We start from the raw sequence: 25,892 nt of genomic DNA on the forward strand, positions 1-25,892 counted from the left end.
GCCCGGACTAGAGTCCGTCCATCAGGTTTTTCACCTTCTCGGCCGCATCGTCGGCAGCCTGGTCGACGGTCATCGCTCCGGTCAGGGCGTTCTGCAGCATGTCCGGGACGATGATATTCATGATCTCGGGCGACTGCGGCAGCGCCGGGAACGGAATGCCGTATGGCAACATCGAGGTGGTGACATCGAGGAACTTGATGTTGTCCAGACGTTCCTTCATCCATTTGGTCTTGAAGCCGTTGAGGTTGCCCGGGTTCGAGCCGGCATACGCCATCTTCAGCGACCATTCAGGGCTCGTCCACATGCAGATGATGGCCTTTGCAGCCGGTTCGTCCACCTTGCCGCCCTCGACATATTCGGGCTTCAGGATGTGAATGTTCGAGCCGCCAAACACGACGGCGCGCTTGCCGTCGGGGCCGGTCGGAATCAGGCCATAGCGCATGTTGTCGATGACGGTCTGCGCCTTGTCCTTGTCGGCGCCCGTTGCCTTCTTCTGCAGGTCGAGCATGACGTTATAGTCGGACGGGTGCGAGACCATCATGCCGAGTTGGCCGGCGACGAACAGGGGCTGGTTATCGGCCTGCTGGTTGGTGAGGGCCGAGACCGGAACCGACTTGTCGCGAACATACATGTCGTAGGAGGCTTGCAACGCCGCCTTGCTCTGCGGGCTATTGAGCTCGACCTCCTTATAGGTCGGGTTCGCGGAGGCTTCGTCGAAGACACCGCCGCCATAGGCCCATAGTTGCGGCATGAAGCGGTACGGCGTGTTGCCGGCGTTCTTGCGCGCCACGAGGCCGTAGCCGGCTATGCCGAGCTTGTCATGGATCTGCTTGGAATATTTGACGACGTCGTCCCAGGTAGCTGGAGCCTTGTCCGGATCGAGGCCCGCACGCTTGAAAATGTCGGCGTTCCAGATGAACGCCATCGTCTCATTGTTGGTGGGAATGCCGTAGGTCACGCCATCCCATGTTACCGCCTTCATGGCGCCGGGCCAGAAATCCTCTGTGGGATAGCCCACATCTTCCGGCTTGAGCGGCTGCAGATAACCCTTCGAGGCGAACTCGGTTCCGCCCAGGATTTGCAGGCGGACCGCCATCGGCGCGGCATTGCCCAGCAGCGCCGTGCGGAACTTGTCGAGAAGGTCGTTGTAGGTGAGGGCCTGATCCTCGAGCTGGATGTTCGGATAGGTCTTGCGGAAGGTCTCGAAGAAATCCTTGTAGTACTGACGCAGCAGGTCGGGGTCGCCCTCGAACACGCCCTGATACCAGAACGTCAGTCGCCCCTTGTAGTCGAGCGGAGTGACCTTGCCGCAATCGGCGGCCGTGTCGAAATCCTGTGTGCCGGCGATGGAGCGCACATATTCCGGCGACCACTTGCTCAAATCGACTGGCGGCGAACCCAGCGCCGATCCCGACATGAGCGACGCCATCAAAGCAGTGGCGACAGTGCCGCGCAGGACGGCACCGCCGAGTGTAATCCTCGTCATAGTATCCTCCCAGATTCTCCCATGCCGCTGTGCGCCAAGGGGCTCGTCCGACCGTGCGGGATGCGTCCTTCTGCTCAATGTATCCCTTCGATCATCTGGTACGTTTTCAGATCGTGGATTGCCTGTCAACGCACCCGATCGTACATTGTTTGCAAAACGCGTGTATGATATCGAGCATGCGATGTACTAATCGGGGGAGCCGGCTTTGGCCGAAACAAGCGATTTCAAAGCAGAGCCACCCGTGGGGATTGATCCCATCGGGGCGTCCAGCGAGGGCGCCTCGCTTTATGAACTGATCCGGGAAGACATCATCGAGGGACGGCTCGCCGCCAACGAACGACTTGTGGTTACCGATCTCGCCCGGCGTCACGGCACCTCGACCAACCCCGTACGCGAGGCGCTGCAGCTGTTGCGAGGGGAGGGCTTCGTCACCTTTGTCGCCAACCGTGGCGCCCGCGTCCGGCCCATAGATCAGGATTTCGTCCGGGATATCTACGAGATCGGAGTCCTGATCGAGCCGGCCCTGACGCGATGGTTCGTGAACATGGCGACCAGCGAGGACATCGCCGAACTCGAACGCATCCAGGCTCTGATCGAAGAGAACAACTTCACCGACACATTGCGGCACAGTGAACTGGATACCGCCTTCCACACCGTAATGTACCAGCGTCACTACAACCGCCATGCCGCCGAGCTTTGGTGGAAGCATCGCGAAGTGCTGCGGGCCGTGAGCCGGCGTTTCAATTTCACGCTCGCGCGGCGGGCCGCCATCATGCGTGAACACCGCGAGCTCATCGCGCATATCAAAGCGGGAAATGCCGACGAGGCGGCCGAACTCATTGCCCGCCATGTCGAGGGTTCCGGCCGGCACGTTCTCGAACAGATGCGTGCGCGCAACGCCGCTCGGGCCGGATAGAACTTCCAGCCCAGAAAATCATTGGTCCGGCCATCAGACAGAGGTAGTTGAGAGATGAAAATCACGAGCGTTCGGCCGTGGCTGATCAAGTCCGATGCTTCCTATTGGGGAGAGTTCCTGTTCGTCGAGGTGACGACCGACGAAGGGGTCAGTGGCTGGGGGGAAATCACCACCACCACAAGGCTCGCCAACCGCGCGCTGTGCACGATCCTGCGGCAGATCGGTGTTGCCGTGACAGGTGAGGATCCGGCGCGCATCGAGCATCTCTGGCACAAGATTTTCCGCAGCTTCACCTATATGGGCAGCCGCGGCGCCGCAGTCGAATGCGTGAGCGCTATCGACATAGCGCTCTGGGACATTCGCGGCAAAGTTCTAGGCAAGCCGATCTACGAGCTGCTGGGCGGACCGGTGCGCGATGAAATCGCGCTCTATACCCATCCCAACCAGGCCAAGTTTACCAGCAAGGAGGCTGTGGTCCGCGAAATTCGAGACATCGTCGAATCCGGACACACCGGGCTGAAGTTCGATCCTTTCCCCCACCAGGGCCGCATCACCGACGGCTTGGCGCGCGAACAGCGGGACGGCTACCTCGATGGCAGCATGACCCGCAAGGACGAGCGCGAGGCTGCCGAACTAACGGCTTTGATCCGTGAAACGGCGGGGCCCGATGTCGACATTCTCATCGACGCGCATGGCCGCTTCGACGTCCCCACCGCCATTCGCCTCTGCCGAAGCCTCGAGGAAGCCGGCCAGATCGACTGGTTCGAGGAGCCATGCCCGCCAGAAAGCCTCAATGCTCTCAAGCAAGTGCGTGAGAAGGTCAGTGCCGCCATCTCGTGGGGCGAGCGCGGCCACACCAAATGGGATTTCGTGCCGGTGCTCGAGAACAGGCTTGCGGACTACATCATGCCGGACGTTACCTGGACCGGCGGCATTACCGAACTGAAGAAGATTTCCGCCCTGTGCGAAGCCTACTACATCCCGGTCTCGCCCCATGACGCCGCGGGACCGATCAATGTGGTTGCGGGAGCGCAGGTGATGATGACGGTTCCCAACTTCTACAAGCTCGAAACGTCGGAGTGGAACCTGGACAAATATAATCACCTCATCGACGAGCCACTCGATGTCTCGAACGGCAGCCTCAAGCTGGCGTCGAAGCCGGGTCTCGGTGTCGAGATGAACCGAGACTACCTGCAGGCCCACGAGATAGTGCTTGGCTAGCAACGCTTATGCAGGCCGGGGGTGCGGGGCGCCACCAATCAGAACGAGGATAAGCCATGGCAAAGACGGGTAGCGCCGGCGAGGCGCTCAATCGGGTAAATACGAACTCCAGGCCGAGCGACCTGCGCATCACCGACCTGCGCGTTGCCGAGATCGTCGGCGCGCCGTTCACCTCGGCGCTGATCAAGATCTATACCAATCAAGGCATTGTCGGCCTGGGCGAAGTGCGCGACGGCGCCAGCGCGACCTATGCGCTGATGCTGAAGAGCCGGTTGCTGGGCGAGAACCCTTGCGACGTCGACCGGCTGTTCCGCCGCATCAAACAATTTGGCGGCCATGGGCGGCAAGGTGGCGGTGTCTCGGCAATCGAGATCGCGCTTTGGGACCTCGCCGGCAAGGCGTATGGCGTGCCGATCTACCAGATGCTGGGAGGACGGTTTCGCGACAAGGTGCGTGTCTATTGCGACACCGACGCGGACAAGCCCAGCGGCACCGAGACCGGAAAGCGGCTCAAGGCGCGGATGGATCTCGGTTTCACCTTCCTCAAGATGGATCTCGGTCTGGCGCAGATTTCGCACATATCGGGCGCAGTGGTGGCGCCGGCCGGCGTGCTCGACGGTTTCCGCAGCCATGCCGCTCGCGGCCCGGCACTCACGCTGGACGAGCGCCGGGCGCGCAACGCCGCCTATGACGCGCAGAACGTGCCGCATCCCTTCACCAGCCTCCATTTCACCGAAAAGGGCCTCGACCTGCTGGATCAGTATATCCACGAGGTCCGCGAGGTGATCGGCTACGAGGTCCCGCTCGCCATCGACCATGTCGGTCATATCTCGCTGCAGGACGGCATCCGTCTCGCCCGGCGGATCGAGAAATACGCACCGGCCTGGCTCGAAGACGTGATCCCCTGGCAATACACCGAGCAGTATCGGCAGTTGCAGCAGGCGACCTCGGTGCCGATCTGCACGGGTGAGGACATCTACCTCAAGGAAGGCTTCGAGCCGCTGCTCAACGCCGGCATCTCGGTCATCCATCCGGATCTGCTGACCACCGGCGGCATTCTCGAGACCAAGAAGATCGGCGACGCGGCGCAGGAACATGGCGTTGCCATGGCCATTCACATGGCGGAAAGCCCGATCGCGGCAATGGCCGCCGCGCATGTCGCGGTGGCGACGGAAAACTTCATGGCGCTCGAATATCACAGCGTCGAAGTCGACTGGTGGGACGATATCGTCACCGGCCTGCCCAAGCCGCTGGTCAAGGACGGCTTCATCACCGTGCCCGACAAGCCTGGTCTGGGCATCGACGACATCGTCGACGAAGTGATCAGCCAGCACCTGCAGCCCGGCGTCACCGGCATCTGGCAACCGACCGGTCACTGGGACGACGAATACTCCTGGGACCGCACCTGGAGCTGACGCTACACCTCTCCCCGAAGGGAGAAGTAAACAGAAGGATCAACCATGATCTACGAACTTCGCATCTACGACTGCGTGCCGGGCCGGCTGCCGGCGCTGCTCAAGCGTTTCAACGACCATACCTTGGCGCTGTGGGACAAGCACGGCATCCGCCAGGCCGGGTTCTTCACCACGGTGGTCGGCGAAAACAGCAATCGACTGACCTATTTCGTCGCCTGGGAATCCCTTGCCGAGCGCGAGGTGAAATGGAAGGCCTTCACCACCGATCCGGCATGGCTCGAGGCCCGCGACGAGTCCGAGCGCGATGGCCCGATCCTGGCCAATATTTCCAGCCAGTTTCTCGCGCCAACCGCCTTCTCGTCGGTGAAATAGAGGACATCATGAAGATCACCGATCTCAGGTGTGCCGTCATCGGCAAGCATCCCATCGTGCGCATCGTCACCGACGAAGGCCTCCATGGCCTCGGCGAGGTCGAGCACACCAAGCCTTATCTGAAACCCTGGGTGCTGCATTTCCGCGACGCGCTGATCGGCGAGGACCCGACGGATGTCGAACGCGTGATGCTGAAGATCCGGCAGCGCGGCTCGTTCAAGCCCTACGGCGCCGCCGTCAGCGCCATAGAGCATGCGCTGTGGGACATCGCCGGCAAGGCCGCAGGCGTTCCGGTCTACAAGCTGCTCGGCGGCAAGGTGCGCGACAAGGTGCGGGTCTACAACGGCTCCATCCGCAAGAAGCGCACCGGCGACAGGCCGGAGGATTACGCGGCCGACGTCAAATGGATGATGGAGCGGCCGGAAGGTTTCTTCATGGTCAAGCAAGGCATCAGCTTTCACTCCAACATGAAGACCAGCGTTCCCGACTTCCATTATGGCGTGCGCCAGCCGCCGACCTATCACGGCGCGATGGACCAGGGGCAGATCAGCGAGCGCGGCATGGCGCATATGATCGACTGCGTCATCGCCATGAAGGAGGTGCTCGGCGACAAAGTTTCGCTGGCGCTGGATTGCGGCCCCGGCTGGTTCCTGCCCGACGCGATCCGCTTCGCGCAGGCGGTGGAAAAATACAATCTGATGTGGCTGGAGGATATGCTGACCGGCGACTACGTGCCGTGGATCAATCCGCAGGCCTACCGCGAACTCACGACATCGACGTCCACTCCGATCCACACGGGCGAGCAGATCTACCTGCGCCATAACTTCAAGGAACTGATCGAGACGCAGGCGGTTCGCGTCATCGGTCCGGATCCCGCCGACATCGGCGGCATCGCCGAGCTCAAATGGGTGGCCGAGCACGCATACATGCACTCGATCATGATGGCGCCGCACGGCACGGCGAACGGTCTGCTCGGCCTCGGCGCGCTGATCAATGTCTGCGCCACGCTGCCGGCCAACTACATCGCCTTCGAATATCCCAGCGCCTCCGACCCGTGGTGGGAGGACATCGTCATCGGCCTGCCCAAGGGGCAGATCGTCAGGGATAGTATGGTGGACTTGCTCGAAGCTCCGGGACTCGGCCTCGACATCGACGCCAAGGCGGCGAAGAAATACCTGTCGGAAGAGGACGACGGTTTCTTCGACCGATAACGATCCGACGCGACCTGAGCGTCAAGGGCTATCGAAGGGCTCGCATACATGGGTGAGCGTCCACGCCGTGCCGCCTATTTCGTTTCGGGCAGCATCTCGTCCATCAACTGCTTGACGGCGTCGGCGGATCTTTTCATCCCGGCTTCGTCCATGACCCATCCCGCGAAACGTTCCAGCAAGGTGGCGAACGTTACCAGGTCCTGCTCATCCCATTGTGCCAGCGATCCGGCGAAAATCCGCCATTTGGTCTGGCGCACCGCCGCCACCAAGCGCTCGCCCTTGGGGGTGAGTTTGAGGCGGATGCGCCGGGCATCGCGTTGCGATGCGACACGGCATGCATAGCCGCGCTCGACGAGGTCGGCCGAGATGCGGCTGGCGCGCGACGGGTCGATCTCGAGGCGCTCGGCGATGAGGCCAACCGTCACCTCGTCCTGCTGGTTATCGCTGAAAACCGGATTGTTCGCGATGGCGCCGATCGCATCGAGATGGCTCACTTCCAGCGAAGGGTCTACGCGCGCCAGGATCATGCGGCCGAAGTCGCGGCGCTGGATCGAGCGGCGCACCTTGCTCATTACCGCATCGATGGCGGCCACGGCCTCGGCCGCCGGTTCGGACAGGCCGCTGCCGCGCGCCAGATCGGCGAGATCCCGGTCGCCGCGCGTCTGGAACAGGGCTGGAAATCGGTCCGGACTGCCGGATGCGTTGCTGCTCATCCCATAGCGCGTTAGCAAGAATATATGCTGATGTCAATTATATGCTACGCGCACATATCTGATTGACACCTCTTGGTTGTGGGGACATAAATCGCGCCCCAAGCTACGGAGACACCGATGACTGTCGAGCAGACGCTGCCGGACACAGCGCCCGTGGAGGCCCAAGTCAGGCCCGACCTTACGACCTTGATCGTCTATTTCGGCGCGCTGATCGCCATGTTCATGGCAACCATCGACATGCAGATCGTCGTCACCGCCTTGCCCACCATTGCCGGCGAACTCGGCAATCTGCATTTGTTCGGCTGGGTCGGTGCCGCCTACCTGCTCTCGACCGCCGCGGTCTCGCCATTCTACGGCAAGCTCGGCGACATGTATGGCCGCAAGAATGTCGTGCTGACGGCGATCGGCCTGTTCCTGCTGGGCTCGCTGGTCTGCGGCATGGCATGGTCGATGGAGAGCCTCATCGCCGCGCGCGTGCTGCAAGGCATCGGCGGCGGCGGCCTGATGGTCTCGGCCTTCGCCATGATCGGCGAACTGTTTTCGCCGCGCGACCGCGCGAAATATCAGGGCTACAGTTCGGCGGTGTTCGCGCTGTCATCAGTGCTCGGCCCACTGGCCGGCGGCTACATCACCAGCCTGTTCGGCTGGCGCTGGGTGTTCCTGGTCAATTTGCCGATAGGGATCATCGTGCTGGCGGTGCTGGCCTTCGCCATGCGCAGCCGGTTCAACGAAAAGCGGCACCGCATCGACTATCTCGGCGGCGTGCTGCTCGCCGCCGGCACGACGGCGATCGTTTATTGGGGCTACCACGTGCTCGACCCCAGCGGACCGGACCTCATCACCTTCGCGCTGCCGCTGCTGGCACTAGTCGCCATCACCTTGTTCATCATGGTGGAGCGCCGGGCCGAAGAGCCGATCGTGCCGTTGCGGCTGTTCGGCAATTCGACGGTCAGCATCGTCTCGGGCGTGTCGCTGGTCGCCGGAACGGTGACGCTGGGTATGTTCTTCTATTTCGCCCTCTACATGCAGACGCTGACGGGCCTCAGCCCGGCCGAAGTCGGCTTCCTGTTCCTGCCGGCGTCACTGACATCGATGGTCATCTCGATCGTCGCCGGGCGGGTGATTGCCGCCACCGGACGCTACAAATGGATGCCGGTTGTGGCGATGGGCATTGGCGGGCTCCTGATGCTGGGCTTCGTCCTCACCAGCCAGCACACGCCGATCTGGGTGCTGGCGACGATGATGGCTGTGTTCGGGATCAGCATGGGTCTTCAGTTCCAGGTGCTGATTGTGGCGATCCAGGCGGCGGCACCCCTGCAGGATATCGGCGCGGTGACGTCGCTGATCACCCAGGCGCGGACGCTCGGAGCATCGCTCGGACTGGCGCTGAACGGCGCGGTGATGATCTGGGCGCTGAACCGGCAGACAGCCGAGCTTCCCACTGAGGCCGCCGTATTGTTGCCACAGGGCCTGAATGGATTGACCCCGCACCTCGCATCGAGCCTGCCGGACGCGATCCGTGAGGTGGTGCTCGACCACTACTCCAGTGGCTTCAACGTGATGTTCATCTGGGTGGCGGCGCTCTATTTCGTCGCCATGGGGCTGACGCTGCTGCTCGAGGACAAAGAGATCCCGAAGCGGGCCTGAGCCAAAGTATGTCATGCGCTGGGCTTAGGCATTTGGCGATGATCTGAAATCACCGAGGAGGACAGCCATGATCATCGACACCCATCTACACCTGATCGACCTGTCGGCGCTGCGCTATCCCTGGCTTGGCGGCGTGCCGGCGCTCAACCGCGATTTCCCGCATGCGGAATATGCGATCCAGGCCCGCCGCGCCGGCATCGAGGCCGCGTTGCACATGGAGGTCGATGTCGATCAAGCCGACATCCAGGCCGAGACCAGCCATGTGAAGGCGCAGTCGCTGGAGAAGGGCAGTCTGTTGCGCGGGGCGATCGCCTCCTGCCGCCCGGAGGAGGCCGGTTTCGCCGCCTATCTCGAGCGCCAGCAGGCCGATCCCTTCGTCAAGGGGTTCCGCCGCGTGCTGCACGTCATGCCGGACGAGCTTTCGGACAGCGCGCTGTTTCGCGAAAACATCAAGCGGCTTGCCGGCACAGGCCTGACCTTCGACCTCGTCGTCCTGCCGCATCAAATTCCAAGGGCGGTTGCGCTCGCTGATCTGGCGCCGGATGTGCAGTTCGTGCTCGACCATTGCGGCGTGCCCGACATCAAGGCCAGTGCGGAACATCCGTGGCGCGAGCATTTGACCGAGATCGCGCGGCGTCCCAATGTCATCGGCAAGATCTCCGGCGTCGTCGCCTATGCCGATGCCGGCTCATGGACCGTCGAGACCTTGCGCCCCTATGTCGAGCACACGATCGGCATTTTCGGCTGGGACCGCGTCGTGTGGGGCAGCGACTGGCCGGTGTGCACGCTTGGCGGTGGCCTTGCCACCTGGGTGGCGGCGACACACGCGCTGATCGCGGGCGCCAGCCCTGAGGAGAGGACGAAATTGCTGTCGGGCAATGCCAAGCGGATGTGGAAGCTGTAGCGCGGTCGGACACCGATTGCCTGCAAGCGCGCAGAACGCCATCATAGCGCTACTTCACGCCAATACCTGCCGTCAGGCCGCCATCGATCCTGTAGTCCGCGCCGGTGCAGAAACCGGCCTTCGACGAGCACAGGAAGGCGATGAGTTCCGCCACTTCCTCCGGTTCGCCGATACGGCCGAGCGGATGCGCCGCGCCGAACCGCTTGTAGGCCTCTTCGACATCGGCATCGCTGCCGCCGTCACCGCGCGCAGCCTTCTCCAGGATCGGCGTGCGGATCGAGCCCGGGCTGACCGAATTGACGCGGATGCCTGATGCCGCGTAGTCGAGCGCCAGCGAGCGCGTCAGCGTGTGGATGGCGCCCTTGGTCGTGGCATAGGCGGCGACGTTCTGCTGGCAGGCAAAGCCCTGCACCGAGGCGACGTTGACGATGGCGCCGCCTCCGCGCTTGATCATTTCCGGAATGCCGAAATGCGCGGTCAGGTAGATCGAGCCGACATTGACCGTCATCGTTCGGTTCCAGGTTTCCCAGTCGGTGGTCGTCGCCGTGCCATAGGGATGGACGGCGGCTGAATTGACGATGACATCCAGGCCGCCGAACTTCGCGACGCCAGCCGCGACCGCGTCGCGCACCTGATCGGAAACGGCGACGTCGGTGTCGATGACCAGCGCTGCTGCTCCAGTGCTTTCCAGTTGCGCTTTCAATGACGCGTTGGCGGCGCGGTCGATGCCGCAGGCGATGATTGCGGCGCCACCGGCCGCAAGGCGTGTGGCGGTTGCCAGGCCGATTCCGGTCGTCCCGGTCACCAGGGCGACCTTGCCGTCGAAATCCATCATTTCTAAAAACTCCTCCATTTTCTATCGACTCCCATCGGGGTCCAACAATAAGTTGCCAACCTCTCGCAGAAGGAAAGCCGAAAATGGAACAATGCTGGCGCTGGTATGGGCCCGATGATCCGGTGACGCTCGATCATGTCAAGCAGGCGGGCGCCACCGGCGTGGTCTCGGCGCTCCACCATATCTATGACGGCCGGGCGTGGCCTGAGGCCGAAGTGCTGGAGCGCAAGCGCATTATCCAGGAAGCAGGACTGACCTGGTCGGTCGTCGAGAGCATTCCGGTCCACAATTCCATCAAGATCGGCGCGCAGGAACGCGAGCGCTATGCCGGCTATTACCGCGATTCGATCCGCGCGCTGGCCAAGGCCGGCATCGCCACGATCTGCTACAATTTCATGCCGGTGGTGGACTGGACCCGCACCGATCTTGCCTACCGGCTGCCGACGACAGGCTACGCCCTGCGTTTTGATGCCGTTGATTTCGCCGCCTACGATCTGTTCGTGCTGAAGCGCAAGAACGGAGCTGACAGCTACACGCCGGCGCGTATTGCGCAGGCGGAAGCGCGGCTGAAGGAATTGCCGCCCGAGAAGATCGACCAGATCGAGCGCAATCTGATCGCCGGCCTGCCGGCTACAGAGCGCAAGTATGACCGCGACAGTTTTCGCGAGGCGCTTGCGGACTATGACGGAATCGGGCCGAAGGAGTTGCGCGACAACCTCGCGTGGTTCCTGCGCGAGATCATTCCGGTGGCGGAAGAGGAGGGGGTGCGCATGTGTATCCACCCCGACGATCCGCCGTTTTCGCTCTACGGCCTGCCGCGCGTCGTTTCGACCGCCGAGGATGCGCGTTTCATTCTCAATGCCGTCGACAGCCAGGCCAATGGGCTGACGTTCTGCACCGGGTCCTACGGCACGCGCGCCGACAACGACATCGTCGCCATGGTCAAGGAATTCGCCGACCGCATCCACTTCGCCCATCTGCGCAACATCACCATCGAGGATGACGGCTCGTTCTACGAGGCCGAGCATCTCGAAGGCGGCACCGACATGGCGCATGTCATCCTGGCGCTGATGCAGGAGGAGGCGCGCCGCCGCAAGGAGGGCCGCGCCGACTGGCAAATCCCGATGCGGCCGGACCATGGCCACCTGCTCGCCGACGATATCGGCAAGACAAGGATCAATCCCGGCTACTCGCTGATCGGCCGCCTGAAGGGCTTGGCCGAATTGCGCGGCATCATGCGGGCCGTGGAAACGTTTGGGCTGGCTTGAAGGGGCAACGAACTGCGTTCAATGCCGACGCCGGCTCAGCGTGCGTCGCTGTAGATAATGCGGCCGGCGGACGCAAGACACCTCCGATTGCCAGGTTGACAGAAAGCTGACAATGTATCATATCCGGAAAAGCTGACTATGTATCATATTATCTAGCGCTAGGAGAAAGACCGGCAAAGCCGGCGCCCCAGGGAGGGATCGTGGGAGAGGCTATCAGCCAGTGGAGCAATTGGTCGGGCTATGTCACGGCCACGCCGCAGGCTTTTGCCGAACCGCAGAGTCTCGATGAGCTGAGTGGTGCCATTCGCAACTCGCCGGGACCAGTTCGATTTGTCGGCACGGGCCATTCCTTTACGCCGCTGGTCAAGAATGACGGCACCATCCTGTCGCTCGACCGCTTCGAGGGCCTGAGGTCGCACGATCCCGAAAAACTGACGGCGCGGGTCGGCGCCGGCACGAAGATCGGCGCGCTGGCAAAGCTGTTGCACGGCGTCGGCCAGGCGCTGCCGAACATGGGCGACATCGACAAGCAGGCGTTCGGCGGGGCGCTCGGCACCGCCACGCACGGCTCGGGCATCACACTTGGCGCGTACCACACCCAGCTCGAGGCGATGCAGATCGTCGACGGGCGTGGCGCGCTGAAAGAGTTCGACCGTGCCAAGAGCCCCGACATGATCGAAGCCATGGGCGCTTCGCTCGGCGCTTTCGGCGCCGTCACCGAAGTGACGATCCGCAACGTGGCGAGCTACCGGATGCGGCACCGCCGCTGGACGGCGCCGATCGCCGATGTGCTTGCGCAATTCGAAAGCACCATGACGGCGCATCGTTCGGCCGAGTTCTACTACGTGCCGTTTTCGGGCCAGGCGCTGCTGATTGCCAGCGACATCACCGAGGCGCCGGCGACTGTGCGTCCGCCGACGGAAGACGACGATGCGGTGACGACGCTGAGAAAACTGCGCGACTATCTCAGCTGGCTCCCTTGGCTGCGCCGCCGTCTCATCGGCTCGGCCTTCGCCAAGGTGCCGGCCGAGGATTATATCGAGGAGTGGCTGAAGGTCTTCACCTCCGAGCGCAACGTCAAGTTCAACGAAATGGAATACCACCTGCCGTTCGAGGAAGGGGCGGCCGCACTCAGCGAAATCATTGCGCTGCTCGAGACGCGGTTTCCAGAGGTCTATTTTCCGATGGAGGTGCGCGTCGTCGCGCCCGACAATGTCTGGCTCAGCCCCTTCTACAAGCGCCCGACCTGTTCCATCGCCATCCATCACGGCATCGAGCGCGATCCGATGGCGTTCTTCAACGCCGCCGAGCCGATCTTCAGGAAGCGCGGCGGCCGCCCGCATTGGGGCAAGATGCACAGCCTGACATCAAGGGAATTGAGCGCGCTCTATCCGCGCTGGAACGATGCGATGGCGGTCCGCCGCGAGATGGACCCGGACAACCGCTTCGTGTCGCCCTATATTGCCAGGCTGCTCGGCGTCGCGGCATGAGCCTGACCGACACCTATTTCGCGGAAATGTCGGGCGCGCTCAGGGCAGCCGGGATCTTTCAGCCTTGCCTGGTGCTCGATCTCGACCGGCTCGATCACAACATCGCTGCGATCAAGGCGAAGTTCGCCACGGGCCTCGATCTGCGCCTCGTCGACAAGTCGCTGCCATGCCTGCCGCTGATCGACCATATCCGCGCTGCGTTTGCGACCGACAGGCTGATGACCTTTCATCTGCCGATCAGCGCCGAGATGCTGAAAGTGTTTCCCCAAGTCGATCTCCTGTTGGGCAAGCCGATGCCGGTTGCCGGCGCCAGGCACGCGCTGACGAAGGGCGTTCTCGCCGGGCTCGGCGAAGCTACGTCGCGCATCGTCTGGCTGATCGATACCGAGGAGCGGCTGGCCGCCTATGGCTCGCTTGCCGCCGAGCTCGACCGCGAGCTGCGCGTCTGCTTCGAGGTCGATGTCGGCCTTCATCGCGGCGGTATCAGCGATCCCGACTCACTGGCCCGGGCAGTTTCCGCGTTGGCGAATTACCCGCGGCTGAAATGCGAAGGCGTCATGGCCTACGAGGCGCATATCGGCCATATCCCCAAACTGCTGGGAGGACCGGCCAAGGCGCGCGTCAAGGCGATCAGCCTGTTTCGCCAGTATGTCGCTTGCCTTGCCGCCGACCAGCGCAAGATCCTCAATCTTGGCGGCAGCAGCACCGCATTGCTCTATGACAGCTGGGTCGGCGCCAATGAATTGTCCATCGGATCGGCTTTTATGCTGCCGACCGATTTCGATGTGCCGAGCCTCAGCCAATTGCGGTCTGCCGCATTCATCGCGACGCCGATCCTGAAAGTGGTCGATGTCCAGGCGCCGGGCCTCGACCAGCGCTCCTGGCTGCTGCAGAAGCTCGGGCTGTTGCCGCGGCGCGGCTGTTTTCTCTATGGCGGAAAATGGATGGCGAAGCCCGTCCATCCCGTGGGGATGAAGACCGACAAGACGTTCGGCTTTTCGACCAATCAGCAATTCATGGCGCTGCCCGACAACGTCAATGTCGGGCCTGACGACTACGCCTTCCTGCGTCCGACCCAGAGCGAATTCGTGCTACAGCAGTTCGGTTCGATCCAGGTCTATTCCGGCGGGAAATTCGTCGAGCAATGGGCCGCACTGCCGTTTTCGTAGAGCAATTCCAGGAAAAGTGTGAAGCGGTTTTCCCACAGGAATTGCGTCAAACAAAGAGATCGAAGTGGAGGAGGATAGGATGGTTGCCAAGGCAGTCAAAACCCAGCCCGTGCAGCCTGAATGGGCAGCCGAACTCGACCTCGCGCTCACCGATCTCGACGCCAGGAAGGACGACTGGGCGCAGACCTCGAATGGCGAGCGGATCGCCTTGCTGCGGCAGGTCAAGGATCACATCCGCGAGGTCGCCGAGGCGTGGGTCAAAACCGCGACGCGCAAGAAGGGCATCCCGACCGGCTCGCCGCTGGAAGGTGAGGAATGGCTGGCTGGCCCGGCGGCGCTGATGGATGGCTGCAACCAGTTCATCCACACGCTGAGCCTGATGGAGGGCAAGAAGTTCCTTGACAGTCTGCCGGTTCGCACCTTGCCCAACGGACAGGTGGCTGTGACGGTGGTTCCGAATTCGCTCTGGGACAAGGTGCTGTTCACCGGGCTGAAGGCCGAGATCTGGATGCAGCCCGGCGTGACCAAGGCGAACCTCGCCGCAAACACCGCCTCGGCCTATGACGCGCCGCGCACCAGCCGCAAGGGCAAGATCGGCCTCGTGCTCGGCGCCGGCAACGTCGCCTCGATCGCGCCGCTCGACTGCCTGCACAAGCTTTTGGTCGAGCACCAGGTGGTTCTGCTCAAGATGAACCTAGTCAACGACTATCTGATCGATTTCCTGCGGCCGGCGCTGCGGCCGCTGATCGAATTCGGTGCGCTGCGCATCGTGCGCGGTGGCGCCGATGTCGGCGCGTATCTGTGCAACCACGATCTCGTCGACGACATCCACATCACCGGTGCCGCCGCCTCGCATGACGCGATCGTCTGGGGGCCTGGCGAGGAGGGCCGCAAGAACAAGGCGGCGGGCACGCCACGCAACAGCCGGCGTATCACCTCGGAGCTTGGCGGCGTGGCACCCACCATCGTGGTGCCCGGCCCATGGTCGGATGCCGATATCGCCTACCACGCCGAACTGATCGCTACCCAAAAGCTCAACAATTCCGGTTTCAACTGCATCGCCTGCCAAATGCTCGTGTTGCCCGAAGGCTGGGGCAAATCCGATGCGCTTTTGGCAGCACTCGAAAAGGTGATGCAGAAAGCCCCGTCGCGCCCGGCCTATTATCCCGGCGCGACCGAGCGCCTCGCCGCCTTCGAGGCGCATGCCGACAGCGTACAGAAATTCGAGCGGCCCGGCGGGCCGGCCTGCGTGGTGGTGCCGTTCCGGCCGGGCACGGATACCTATCTCGAAAATGCCGAGGTGTTCGCGCCGGCGCTCAGCGTCATGCGGCTGCCGGCGGGCAATGCGGAATCCTATCTGCGCGCCGCTGTCGCCTACGCCAATGAAAAGCTGCACGGCACGCTTGCCGCCAACATCCTCATCCATCCCAGGACGATCGCCGAGATCGGCCGGCAGCGCTTCGAGGAAATCATTGCCGAACTGCGCTATGGCGGCATCGGCATCAATTCCTGGAGCGGCGTTCTGTTCGCGCTGCTGCGCCCGACCTGGGGTGCTTTCCCTGGCCACACGCTCGACGACGTGCAGAGCGGCATCGGCGTCGTCCACAACACCTATTTGTTCGACAGACCGGAACGCAGCGTGCTCGAAGCGCCGTTCCGCATCATGCCGAAGCCGGCCTGGTTCCTGACCCACAAAAGGGCACACATGGTCGGCCGCCTGATCACCGAGTTCAACTACCAGCCGAGCCTCCTGAAGCTGCCGCGCATTATCTGGAACGCGCTGCGCGGCTAGCAACGAGCATCCGATCTCGAAAACAAAAGCCGGCACAGGAGCTACGACAATGGCTGACGCGGACGCAATCATCGTTGGCGGCGGGCTGGCCGGCCTGGCCGCAGCCGCGGAACTCGGCGATGCCGGAAAGCGCGTGATCATCGTCGAGCAAGAGGGTGGCGGTTTTCTCGGCGGCCAGGCATTCTGGTCGCTCGGCGGCCTGTTTTTGGTCAACACGCCCGAGCAGCGCCGCCTGCGCATCAAGGACAGCCGCGACCTCGCCTGGCAGGATTGGCTGGGTTCTGCCCAGTTCGACCGGCCCGAGGACCATTGGCCAAGGAAAGTGGCGGAAGCCTATGTCGATTTCGCCGCCGGCGAGATGCGGCCGTGGCTCTACGCCATGGGCATGCGCTGGTGGCCGGTGGTCGGCTGGGCCGAGCGCGGCGGCGCGCTGGCCAATGGCCACGGCAATTCAGTGCCGCGCTTCCACCTGACATGGGGCACTGGGCCGGGCGTGGTCGCGCCGTTCGAAAGGCGCGTGCGCGAGCACGTCGCCAAAGGGCTGATCACTTTGAAATTCCGTCATCAGGTCAGCCGGCTGATCAAGACCAACGGCGCGGTCACCGGCGTCGCGGGCGAAATCCTGGAGGCATCCGATGTCGAGCGCGGCAAGCAGTCGAGCCGCACGGCCGTCGGCGATTTCGACCTTTCGGCCGGTGTCGTGATCGTCACCTCCGGCGGCATCGGCGGCAATCATGAGTTGGTTCGCAAGGTCTGGCCGGTCCGGCGGCTGGGGCCAGCGCCGAAGCGTATGGTTGCCGGCGTGCCGCACCATGTCGACGGCCGCATGGTGGCGATCACCCAGGACGCCGGCGGGGCCGTCATCAACGCCGACCGCATGTGGCACTATGTCGAGGGGATCAAGAACTGGAATCCGATCTGGCCGAACCACGGCATCCGCATCCTGTCGGCGCCGTCGCCGCTATGGTTCGATGCTCTGGGACAACGCATGGAGGCGCCGTTCTTCCCGAGCTTCGATTCGCTCGGCACCTTGAAGCGTATCCTGTCGACGGGACACGATTATTCCTGGTTCGTGCTGAGCAAGACGATCGCTTCGAAGGAGTTCGTGCTGTCGGGTTCGGAGCAAAACCTAGACTTTACGGCCAAGGATTGGCGGGCCGTGCTGAAGAAACGGCGCGGCGGCAAGGCGCCACCATCGGTGGCAGCGTTCCTGGAAAAGGGCGAGGACTTCGTCGTCCGCGACAACCTGGCCGACTTGGTCGCCGGCATGAACGCGCTGTCAGGCGACAATCTGCTCGACTACGACCGGCTCAACGCGCAGATCGTGGCGCGCGATCGCGAGGTCGACCATGCCTATACCAAGGATGCGCAGGTCACAGCCGTCCGCGGCGCCCGCAACTACATTGGCGACAAGATCTTCCGGGTGACCAAGCCGCACAAGATACTCGATCCCAGGCACGGGCCGCTGATCGCGGTGCGCCTCAACATCCTGACGCGCAAAACGCTTGGCGGCCTGCACACCAATCTCAATTCGCAGGTTCTCGACGGCAATGGCGAACCCATTGCCGGGCTCTATGCGGCAGGCGAGGTGGCCGGCGGCGGTGGCGGCGGCTATCACGGCTACAATGCGCTGGAAGGGACATTTCTCGGCAGCTGCATCTTCTCCGGCAGGAACGCAGGCCGGCACGCCGCGGGCAGGTGACGCGGCTGGCGGGCCAAGAAAAGGTCGATGAGAACAGGACATCCGCCATGTTCCATGGATAGCGACTGCTTTCGATCGCTTGCGGCAACCCAGGCGGTCAGCGAGTTGCGGCTTGCCGGCGCCGACGGTTCCCATGCGCTGGTGCTCGGCGCTGCGGCCCATCAGAGGCCTGCGTTACGCTGGCGCCACCGCGAAATCGAACCCGAGGTCCTGAAGGCCTGGCCGCAAGGTCGGCCGGACTACCACTCGGCGAAGGAGCCGTCCTTGTGACGCCAGACCGGGTTGCGCCAGCGGTGGCCTTCCTTGGCGCGTTCCTTGACGTAGTCCTCGTCGATTTCGACGCCGAGGCCGGGACCATCGGGGATTGCGACATAGCCATCCTCGTAGCGGAAGACGTCCTTGTTGGCGGCATAGTCGAGCAAATCGTTTGCGGCGTTGTAGTGGATGCCGAGGCTCTGTTCCTGGATGAAGCAGTTGTAGCTGACGGCATCGAGCTGCAGGCAGGCGGCAAGCGCGATCGGCCCGAGCGGGCAGTGTGGCGCCACCGCAATGTCATAGGCCTCGGCCATCGCCGCGATCTTGCGGCATTCGGTGATGCCGCCGGCATGCGACAGGTCCGGCTGGATGATATCGACGGCGCCTTGCTCGAACACCGACTTGAAATCCCAGCGGCTGTAAAGACGCTCGCCGAGCGCGATCGGCGTCGAGCCCAGCGCTGCGATCTCCTTCAGCGCCTCGCGGTTTTCGCTGAGCACCGGCTCCTCGATGAACATCAGCCGGTAGGGTTCGAGCTCCTTGACCAGCATGCGCGCCATCGGCCGATGCACGCGGCCGTGGAAATCGACGGCGATGCCAATGTTGGACCCAACGGCCTCGCGCACCATGGCGACTCGTTCGACAGCCGCATCTATTCTGTCATGGCTGTCGACGATCTGCAGTTCCTCGGTGCCATTCATCTTCAGCGCCTGAAAACCGCGCGAAACCACTTCCCTGGCGCCCGCAGCCACTTCCGCCGGCCGGTCGCCGCCGATCCAGGAATAGACCTTGATGCTGTCGCGCAGCTTGCCGCCGAGCAGTTCGTGCACAGGCACGCCGAGCGCCTTGCCCTTGATGTCCCACAGCGCCTGGTCGATGCCGGCAATGGCGCTCATCAGGATCGGCCCGCCGCGGTAGAAGCCGCCGCGATGCATCACCGTCCAATGGTCCTCGATCAGGCGCGGGTCCTTGCCGATCAGATAATCGCCAAGTTCCTTGACCGCTGCCTCGACCGTCAGCGCACGGCCTTCGACCACAGGCTCGCCCCAGCCGGTGACGCCGGCATCAGTCTCGATCTTCAGAAACAGCCAGCGCGGCGGGACGATGTAGGTGGTGAGCGAGATGATTTTCATGCTGGTCTCAGTTGTTCTTGAGTTTCTTGGCGCTGACCAGGTCGCGCGCCGCAAGGTCGAGGATCCGGCCTGCCGCCGCACGCGCCGCCGCGGCATCGCGCATGCGCAGCGCCTCGACCACCTCACGGTGCGCCGCCACCGCTTCCATGCGCCGGGCGAGCGAAATGGTCGCCGTTGCTTCGAGCGAGAATTTCAGCCCGGTGTCGATCAGATTGCCGATCTGGCGGAAGATCGGGTTGTGGCTCGCGGCATAGACGATCTGGTGGAAGGTGATGTCCGAGCGCGAGAAGGCGGCGAGATCCTCGCCGGCATTGGCCATGCCGCGCCAGGCGGCTTCGAGATCGGCGATCTCCTGCAGCGTCGCACGAGTCGCCGCCAGTTCAGCTACCAGAGGTTCGATGGCGCGGCGCGTTTCGAGGATGGCGTCGAACAATTTGTCGTCCAGCGCATGCGGCGCGTGCCAGGCCAGCACCTGCGGGTCGATGATGTTCCAGTTGTCCTGTTCACATACAACCGTGCCGATGCGCGGTCGCGACAGCACCAGCCCCTTGGCGGCCAGCACCTTCAGCGCCTCGCGGATGACGGTGCGGCTGACGCCATATTCGACGCCGAGCTCGTTTTCGGTCGGCAGGGACGAGCCGGCGGGATAGCGTCCGGAAAAGATGTCTGAGGCAAGCGCCTTGGTCACATCGGGCATGACGCGCGGGCGGCGGGTGTCGCCTGATGCCTTCTTCGAAGTTTCGGTCACCTCAGCCCTCCTCCAAGGCGGCGAAACCACTGATCTCACGTCCCCGGCCTTACCGGATGCGGATGATTTGCGCCAACGATCCCTGGTCGGAGCATGTAGCTCAATTATCATACCAGATCAATTGACGAGTATGATAAAAAGAATTAGAGACTCTGCATCCGGGCTGAGCGCCCGGCCATCGCTGGGAGGTAATCATGCGACTTCTGAAGACCGCGCTCGTCGCGGGCGCCCTTGCCGTGCTGTCCGTCACGACCATCGCTGCATATGCTCAGGACACCAAGATAGGTTTTATCGTCAAACAGCCCGAGGAGCCGTGGTTCCAGGACGAATGGAAGTTCGCCGACCAGGCCGCCAAGGAGAAGGGTTTTACCCTGGTCAAGATCGGCGCCGAGGACGGTGAGAAGCTGATGTCGGCGATCGACAATCTCGGCGCGCAGGGCGCGCAAGGCTTCATCGTCTGCACGCCTGATGTGAAGCTCGGCCCCGGCATCGTCGCCAAGGCCGCCGCCAACAATCTCAAGCTGATGACGGTTGATGACCGTCTGGTCGGCGCAGACGGGAAGGCGCTGGAAGACGTGCCGCATATGGGCATTTCGGCGACCAAGATCGGCGAGGCCGTCGGCCAGGCGATCGTCGACGAAATGAAGGCGCGCGGCTGGAAGGCCGACGAGGTCGGCGCCATCCGTGTCTCCTATGATCAGTTGCCGACCGCCGTCGACCGGGTCGAAGGCGCCATTTCGGTGCTGAAGGCCAACGGCTTCAAGGCCGAAAACATCTTTGACGCGCCGCAGGCCAAGACCGATACCGAGGCTGCGCTCAATGCGGCGACGGTGGTACTCAACGCCCATGCCGACATCAAGAAGTGGGTCTCCTTCGGCCTCAACGACGAAGCCGTTCTCGGCGCCGTGCGCGCTTCCGAAAGCGTCGGCATCCCGGCCGAAAACGTGATCGGCGTCGGCATTGGCGGCGCGGATTCGGCGATCAACGAGTTCAAGAAGCCGACCGCCACCGGCTTCGTCGGCACGGTGATCATCTCGCCGAAGCGTCACGGCTACGAGACTGCGCTCAACATGTATGACTGGGTCGCCAACAACAAGGAACCCGAGAAGCTCATCCTGACCGCCGGTGCGCTGGCCAAGCGCGACGACTACCAGACGGTCCGCAAGGGTCTCGGCATCGAATAATCCTCCCTGTACAAACAGGCGGCGGCTCACAGTCGCCGCCTGTTTGGCATGGCAAAAGGATAGGCGCCCCATGTCCTTTCTCGACTTCTCGGAAATCACCAAGACCTATCCGGGCGTCAAGGCGCTGTCGGACGTCTCGTTCGGCGTCGACAAGGGCGCCGTGCACGGCCTGATGGGCGAGAACGGCGCCGGCAAATCCACGCTGATCAAGATCCTGTCCGGCGACCAGCATGCCGATGACGGCGAGATCCTCATCGACGGCAAGATGCAAGCCTATGCAACGACGCGAGATGCCTTCGACAATGGCGTCATCGTCATCCACCAGGAACTGCAGCTGGTTCCCGAGCTCACTGTTGCCGAAAACCTCAGCCTCGGCCGCTTCCCCGCCAACGCCGGCATCATCGCCCGTGCCAGGATGCTGGACGATGTTGGCGCCAAGCTGAAATCAGCCGGCATCGACATCGATATCAGCCGCAAGGTCAAGACGCTGTCGATCGGCGAGCGCCAGATGGTCGAGATCGCCAAGGCGATCATGCTCGACGCGCGCGTCATCGCTCTGGACGAGCCGACCTCGTCATTGTCGTCGCGCGAAAGCGAAATCCTGTTTGCCCTGATCGACCGCCTGCGCGGCGAGGGCAAGGTCATCATCTATGTCTCGCACCGGCTGGACGAAGTGTTCCGCCTCTGCGACAGCCTGACCGTGCTGCGCGACGGCAAGCTCGCGGCGCACCATGCGTCGCTGAAAAACGTCACACGCGACCAGGTCGTCGCCGAAATGGTCGGCCGCGAAATCTCCGATATCTGGGGGTTTCGCCCACGCCCGGCCGGCGATGTCCGGCTGAAGGTCGACGCTGTTTGCGGAGTAAAACTGACGACGCCCGCCAGCTTCGAGGCGAGGGCGGGCGAGATCGTCGGCTTCTTCGGCCTGATCGGCGCGGGGCGCTCGGAACTGATGCGGCTGGTGTTCGGCGCCGACCCGCGCTCAGGTGGCACCATTACCGTTGATGGCAAGGTCGTGCATGCCACCGATCCGCATGACGCGATCCGCGCCGGGATCGTTTTGTGCTCGGAAGACCGCAAGCATGACGGCATCATCCAGGGCCGCTCGATCGAGGAGAACATCAACATCTCGTCGCGGCGTCATCACACACGCTTCGGAATCTTGAACCGCGCTAGCGAGATCGCCACCGCCGAGACCTTCATCAAGAAGCTCAAGGTGCGCACGCCGTCGCGCAAGCAGGACATCATCAACCTCTCCGGTGGCAACCAGCAGAAGGTCATTCTCGGCCGCTGGCTGTCGGAGCAGGGCGTGCGCGTGCTTATCGTCGACGAGCCGACACGCGGTATCGATGTCGGCGCCAAAGCGGAAATCTACGAACTGCTCTACCAGCTTGCCAAAGACGGCATGGCGATCGTCGTCGTCTCGTCCGAACTGCCGGAAGTGATGGGCATTTGCGACCGCATCCTGGTGATGTGCGGCGGGCGCATCAGCGCCGAACTCGCGCGCGACCAGTTCGCCGAAAAAGCGATCCTGGCCGCCGCTCTTCCCGATCAGAAAACCCCCGACGCGATCGCATCCTGAGGATCTTTGCCATGACCGATCAGTTGAAGAAGATCCTGCTCGGCGAACAGGGCCTCGTCGTGATCTTCATCGTCGCCTTCGCGCTGGTGTCGCTGCTGGTGCCGAATTTTCTGACCGACCGCAACATGCTCGGCCTGCTGCAGTCGGTGGTCACCGTCGGCATTGTCGCCTGCACGATGATGTTCTGCCTTGCCGCGCGTGACTTCGACCTCTCGGTCGGCTCCATCGTCGCCTTTGCCGGCATGGTCGCGGTAATGGCGTCGAACTATACCGGTTCGATCCTGCTCGGGCTTCTCGCGGCAATCGCCTGCGGCGCCTTCGTCGGCTTCATCAATGGCGTCGTCATCGCCAAATTCCGCATCAACGCGCTGATCACGACGCTTGCCACCATGCAGATCGTGCGCGGCCTTGCGCTGATCGCATCCGATGGCCGCGCCGTCGGCATCAACAGCCCGGATTTCTACCAACTGGCGCTGTCGAAGCTGTTCGGCATTCCGACGCCGGTCTGGGTCCTGGCCGTGCTGTTCTGCATCTTCGGTTTTGTCCTCAATCGTACCGTGTTCGGCAAGAACACGCTGGCCATCGGCGGTAACCCGGAGGCTTCGCGCCTGGCCGGCGTCAATGTCGACTGGACGCGCATCTGGATCTTTGCTCTGCAGGGCGTGGTCTGTGGCATCGCCGGCATCCTTTTGGCCTCGCGCATCACGTCGGGCCAGCCCAATGCGGCGGTCGGGCTTGAACTCTCGGTCATCTCGGCCTGCGTGCTCGGCGGCGTCTCGCTTGCCGGCGGCCGCGCCACCATGTCGGGCGTCATCGTCGGCGTGCTGATCATGGGCATCGCCGAAAACGCCATGAACCTGCTCAACATCCCGGCGTTCTACCAATACATTGTGCGCGGCGTGATCCTGCTGCTTGCCGTTTTGCTCGACAATCTGCGTTCGTCGGCACTGGGCCGGCGCTGACCATCTTCCAGTGGAGTGACAGCTATGGCTGAGCGCCTGTCCGGCAAACGCATCTTCCTCACCGGCGCCGCGCAAGGCATTGGGCTTGCCATCGCTGAAGCTTGCCTCGCCGAAGGGGCAAGGCTGTTCCTGGTCGATCGCGACGGCGCGCTGCTGGACAAAGCGGTCGCCGGCCTAGCAGCGCCGCAGGGCCATGTCGGGCATGTCTCAGCCGACATCAGCGACGGTGCCGCGATTGCCGCAGCCGTCGGTCAAGCGACCGACGCGATCGGGCCGATCAACGCGCTGATCAACAATGCCGGCATGAATGTGTTCTCGACGCCGCTCGAGGCGACCGAGGAGGAGTGGAACCGCAATTTCGACGTCAACGTCAAGGGCGCCTGGAACTGCGCCAAGGCGGTGCTGCCGGCAATGATCGCAAATGGCGGTGGCGCGATCCTCAACATCGCCTCGACGCACAGCTTCACCATCATCCCTCATACCTTCCCCTATCCCGTGGCCAAGCACGCGCTGCTTGGGCTGACCAAATCGCTGGCGCTGGAATATGCCGGGCAGGGCGTGCGCGTGAACGCCCTGGCGCCCGGCTATGTCGAGACGCAGAAGGCGACCGACTATTGGAACAGCTTTGCCGACCCGGCGGCCGCGCGCGCCAGGACGCTGGCGCTGCATCCAGGCGGCCGCATTGCCTCGGCGCGCGAGATCGCGCTGGCCGCTGTGTTCATGATTTCTGAGGAATGCCCGTTCATGAACGCCGCGACCCTCGTTGTCGATGGCGGGCTCAGCCAGCTACAGCATCCCGCCTGAATGCTAGAGAGGCTCTATTTCTACGGCGTCGACCGCCGGCTTAATGGCGCGAGCCGTCGCGATCAGAAACGCTCGCGATAGGCGCGCGGATTGGTGCCCAGCACGCGCAAAAAACCGCGCCGCATGGTTTCTTCCGAGCCGAAACCGCAGCGGCGGGCCGTCTGGTTGACGGGCTGGCCCCGCTCCAGCATCCGTCGCGCCGCCTCGATCCGGATCTCCTCGATCGCGCGGGCGGGTGTCCGGCCCGTGGCCTCGCGATAGCGCCGCGAGAAGCTGCGCGGGCTCATATTGGCGTGGTCGGCCAACTGCGTGAGCGACAGGTCGCCGGCCAGATTTTCGAGGATCCAGCCATGCAGCCGGTCGAAGCGCCCGTCGCCTTGCTGCAGCTTGAGGGTTTGGCTGAACTGCGCCTGGCCGCCGGGACGTTTCAGGAAGACCACCAATTCGCGCGCCACGGCAAGCGCCGTGTGCCGGCCAAGGTCGGCCTCGACAAGGGAGAGGGCGAGATCGANCCCCGCCGTTACGCCGGCGGATGTCCAGACATTGCCGTCGCGGATGAAGATCGGATCGGGTTCGAGGCGGACCGCGGGAAAGCGCCGGGCGAACTCCGCGCAGCGTCCCCAATGGGTCACCGCGCGGCGGCCGTCGAGCAGGCCAGCCGTCGCCAGCAGCATGGCGCCGCTGCAGACGGAAGCGGTTCGCGTGGCATCGCGCGAGCGGCTGGCAATCCATTCGACCAGCTGGGCATCGTCGCAGGCCGCGTTGACGCCCCATCCGCCGGGGACAAGCAGCGTGTCGATCTCACCTCTGTGGGTTGGCAGCGCCGTGGCCTCCAGCACCAGACCGGCCGAGGTCCTTATCCGGGGCGAGGCGGCGACGACCACGACCTCGTAGGGGGCCGGCTCGCCCGCCTGCCGCTTGAAGTCGTTGGCGCTGGCAAAGACCTGGAGCGGTCCGCTGACGTCGAGGAGCTGGATGTCGGGATAGGCAAGCACTTCGATACGGCGCATCGGGTTTTGGCCTGAAACGAGGGGTGAATGGCAATCGTGCCAAACCATGATGCCGTAGATTGCCCGAAGTCAA

General features: G+C 63.3%; 22 protein-coding genes. 16 read left to right on the forward strand and 6 right to left on the reverse strand.

What is annotated here, in order from left to right; translation table 11 throughout:
• Nucleotides 1-7: 7 nt before the first annotated feature.
• Nucleotides 8-1,486, reverse strand: coding sequence for a sugar ABC transporter substrate-binding protein (locus X726_RS163445; RefSeq protein ID WP_023668101.1), 1,479 nt, complete (start codon nt 1,484-1,486; stop codon nt 8-10).
• Nucleotides 1,487-1,691: 205 nt separating this feature from the next.
• Between X726_RS163445 and X726_RS163440 the strand changes: the two genes are divergently transcribed.
• Genes X726_RS163440 through X726_RS163420 form a run of 5 tightly spaced genes read left to right on the forward strand, consistent with a single transcriptional unit; the run spans nt 1,692 to nt 6,621 of the window.
• On the forward strand, nt 1,692-2,402 hold the full coding sequence (locus X726_RS163440; protein ID WP_027048643.1) for a GntR family transcriptional regulator: 711 nt from the start codon (nt 1,692-1,694) through the stop codon (nt 2,400-2,402).
• A gap of 54 nt (nt 2,403-2,456) precedes the next feature.
• Nucleotides 2,457-3,623 carry a mandelate racemase/muconate lactonizing enzyme family protein gene (locus X726_RS163435; protein ID WP_023668103.1) on the forward strand — a complete coding sequence of 389 codons (1,167 nt, stop codon included), beginning with the start codon at nt 2,457-2,459 and terminating at the stop codon, nt 3,621-3,623.
• Nucleotides 3,624-3,679: 56 nt separating this feature from the next.
• Nucleotides 3,680-5,038, forward strand: a complete 1,359-nt coding sequence (locus tag X726_RS163430; RefSeq protein ID WP_023668104.1) for a mandelate racemase/muconate lactonizing enzyme family protein — start codon at nt 3,680-3,682, stop codon at nt 5,036-5,038.
• 45 nt (nt 5,039-5,083) lie between these two features.
• Nucleotides 5,084-5,410, forward strand: coding sequence for an NIPSNAP family protein (locus X726_RS163425; RefSeq protein WP_023668105.1), 327 nt, complete (start codon nt 5,084-5,086; stop codon nt 5,408-5,410).
• An 8-nt stretch (nt 5,411-5,418) separates the two neighbouring features.
• Nucleotides 5,419-6,621 (forward strand): mandelate racemase/muconate lactonizing enzyme family protein, encoded by a 1,203-nt coding sequence (locus tag X726_RS163420; protein ID WP_023668106.1) that lies wholly within the window; start codon nt 5,419-5,421, stop codon nt 6,619-6,621.
• A 74-nt stretch (nt 6,622-6,695) separates the two neighbouring features.
• On the opposite strand, the gene X726_RS163415 is transcribed toward X726_RS163420, so the two are convergent.
• Nucleotides 6,696-7,334 carry a MarR family winged helix-turn-helix transcriptional regulator gene (locus tag X726_RS163415; protein WP_023668107.1) on the reverse strand — a complete coding sequence of 213 codons (639 nt, stop codon included), beginning with the start codon at nt 7,332-7,334 and terminating at the stop codon, nt 6,696-6,698.
• 117 nt (nt 7,335-7,451) lie between these two features.
• Here X726_RS163415 and X726_RS163410 point away from each other — a divergent pair, with 117 nt between their 5' ends.
• Together X726_RS163410 and X726_RS163405 are read left to right on the forward strand one after the other, a co-directional pair.
• Nucleotides 7,452-8,981, forward strand: coding sequence for an MDR family MFS transporter (locus X726_RS163410; protein ID WP_023668108.1), 1,530 nt, complete (start codon nt 7,452-7,454; stop codon nt 8,979-8,981).
• Nucleotides 8,982-9,048: 67 nt separating this feature from the next.
• Nucleotides 9,049-9,885 carry an amidohydrolase gene (locus X726_RS163405; RefSeq protein ID WP_023668109.1) on the forward strand — a complete coding sequence of 279 codons (837 nt, stop codon included), beginning with the start codon at nt 9,049-9,051 and terminating at the stop codon, nt 9,883-9,885.
• A gap of 49 nt (nt 9,886-9,934) precedes the next feature.
• On the opposite strand, the gene X726_RS163400 is transcribed toward X726_RS163405, so the two are convergent.
• Nucleotides 9,935-10,720, reverse strand: coding sequence for a glucose 1-dehydrogenase (locus tag X726_RS163400; protein WP_023668110.1), 786 nt, complete (start codon nt 10,718-10,720; stop codon nt 9,935-9,937).
• An 83-nt stretch (nt 10,721-10,803) separates the two neighbouring features.
• Here X726_RS163400 and uxuA point away from each other — a divergent pair, with 83 nt between their 5' ends.
• The 5 genes from uxuA (at nt 10,804) to X726_RS163375 (ending at nt 18,141) form a co-directional block, all read left to right on the forward strand.
• Complete coding sequence (gene uxuA, locus X726_RS163395) at nt 10,804-11,988, forward strand: mannonate dehydratase (protein ID WP_023668111.1); 1,185 nt, start codon at nt 10,804-10,806, stop codon at nt 11,986-11,988.
• A 200-nt stretch (nt 11,989-12,188) separates the two neighbouring features.
• Entirely contained in the window at nt 12,189-13,478 is a 1,290-nt protein-coding gene (locus tag X726_RS163390) for a D-arabinono-1,4-lactone oxidase (protein ID WP_023668112.1), read from the forward strand.
• A complete protein-coding gene (locus X726_RS163385; RefSeq protein WP_023668113.1) occupies nt 13,475-14,647 on the forward strand; it encodes an alanine racemase in 1,173 nt (390 codons plus the stop codon). The genes X726_RS163390 and X726_RS163385 overlap by 4 nt, the downstream gene beginning before the upstream one ends.
• A gap of 79 nt (nt 14,648-14,726) precedes the next feature.
• Nucleotides 14,727-16,439, forward strand: a complete 1,713-nt coding sequence (locus tag X726_RS163380; protein WP_023668114.1) for an aldehyde dehydrogenase family protein — start codon at nt 14,727-14,729, stop codon at nt 16,437-16,439.
• Nucleotides 16,440-16,488: 49 nt separating this feature from the next.
• On the forward strand, nt 16,489-18,141 hold the full coding sequence (locus tag X726_RS163375) for an FAD-binding dehydrogenase (RefSeq protein ID WP_023668115.1): 1,653 nt from the start codon (nt 16,489-16,491) through the stop codon (nt 18,139-18,141).
• A 239-nt stretch (nt 18,142-18,380) separates the two neighbouring features.
• Here X726_RS163375 and dgoD read toward each other — a convergent pair whose 3' ends face one another.
• Nucleotides 18,381-19,529 (reverse strand): galactonate dehydratase, encoded by a 1,149-nt coding sequence (gene dgoD, locus X726_RS163370; protein WP_023668116.1) that lies wholly within the window; start codon nt 19,527-19,529, stop codon nt 18,381-18,383.
• 7 nt (nt 19,530-19,536) lie between these two features.
• On the reverse strand, nt 19,537-20,226 hold the full coding sequence (locus X726_RS163365) for a FadR/GntR family transcriptional regulator (protein ID WP_245259915.1): 690 nt from the start codon (nt 20,224-20,226) through the stop codon (nt 19,537-19,539).
• A 245-nt stretch (nt 20,227-20,471) separates the two neighbouring features.
• Between X726_RS163365 and X726_RS163360 the strand changes: the two genes are divergently transcribed.
• The 4 genes from X726_RS163360 to X726_RS163345 all read left to right on the forward strand — a co-directional run bounded on the left by X726_RS163360 (nt 20,472) and on the right by X726_RS163345 (nt 24,809).
• Complete coding sequence (locus tag X726_RS163360; RefSeq protein WP_023668118.1) at nt 20,472-21,461, forward strand: arabinose ABC transporter substrate-binding protein; 990 nt, start codon at nt 20,472-20,474, stop codon at nt 21,459-21,461.
• 70 nt (nt 21,462-21,531) lie between these two features.
• Nucleotides 21,532-23,043 (forward strand): L-arabinose ABC transporter ATP-binding protein AraG, encoded by a 1,512-nt coding sequence (gene araG, locus X726_RS163355; protein WP_023668119.1) that lies wholly within the window; start codon nt 21,532-21,534, stop codon nt 23,041-23,043.
• 11 nt (nt 23,044-23,054) lie between these two features.
• Entirely contained in the window at nt 23,055-24,005 is a 951-nt protein-coding gene (gene araH / locus X726_RS163350) for an L-arabinose ABC transporter permease AraH (protein ID WP_023668120.1), read from the forward strand.
• A gap of 24 nt (nt 24,006-24,029) precedes the next feature.
• On the forward strand, nt 24,030-24,809 hold the full coding sequence (locus tag X726_RS163345) for an SDR family oxidoreductase (protein WP_023668121.1): 780 nt from the start codon (nt 24,030-24,032) through the stop codon (nt 24,807-24,809).
• 62 nt (nt 24,810-24,871) lie between these two features.
• Here the strand turns inward: X726_RS163345 and X726_RS163340 are convergent, their stop codons facing one another.
• The gene (locus X726_RS163340) at nt 24,872-25,819 is read right to left on the reverse strand and encodes a GlxA family transcriptional regulator (protein ID WP_023668122.1); all 948 of its coding nucleotides are present in this window, start codon (nt 25,817-25,819) and stop codon (nt 24,872-24,874) included.
• Between the last annotated feature and the right edge of the window lie 73 nt (nt 25,820-25,892).

It is taken from the genome of Mesorhizobium sp. LSJC285A00 (assembly GCF_000503155.1).
Taxonomy (GTDB): domain Bacteria; phylum Pseudomonadota; class Alphaproteobacteria; order Rhizobiales; family Rhizobiaceae; genus Mesorhizobium.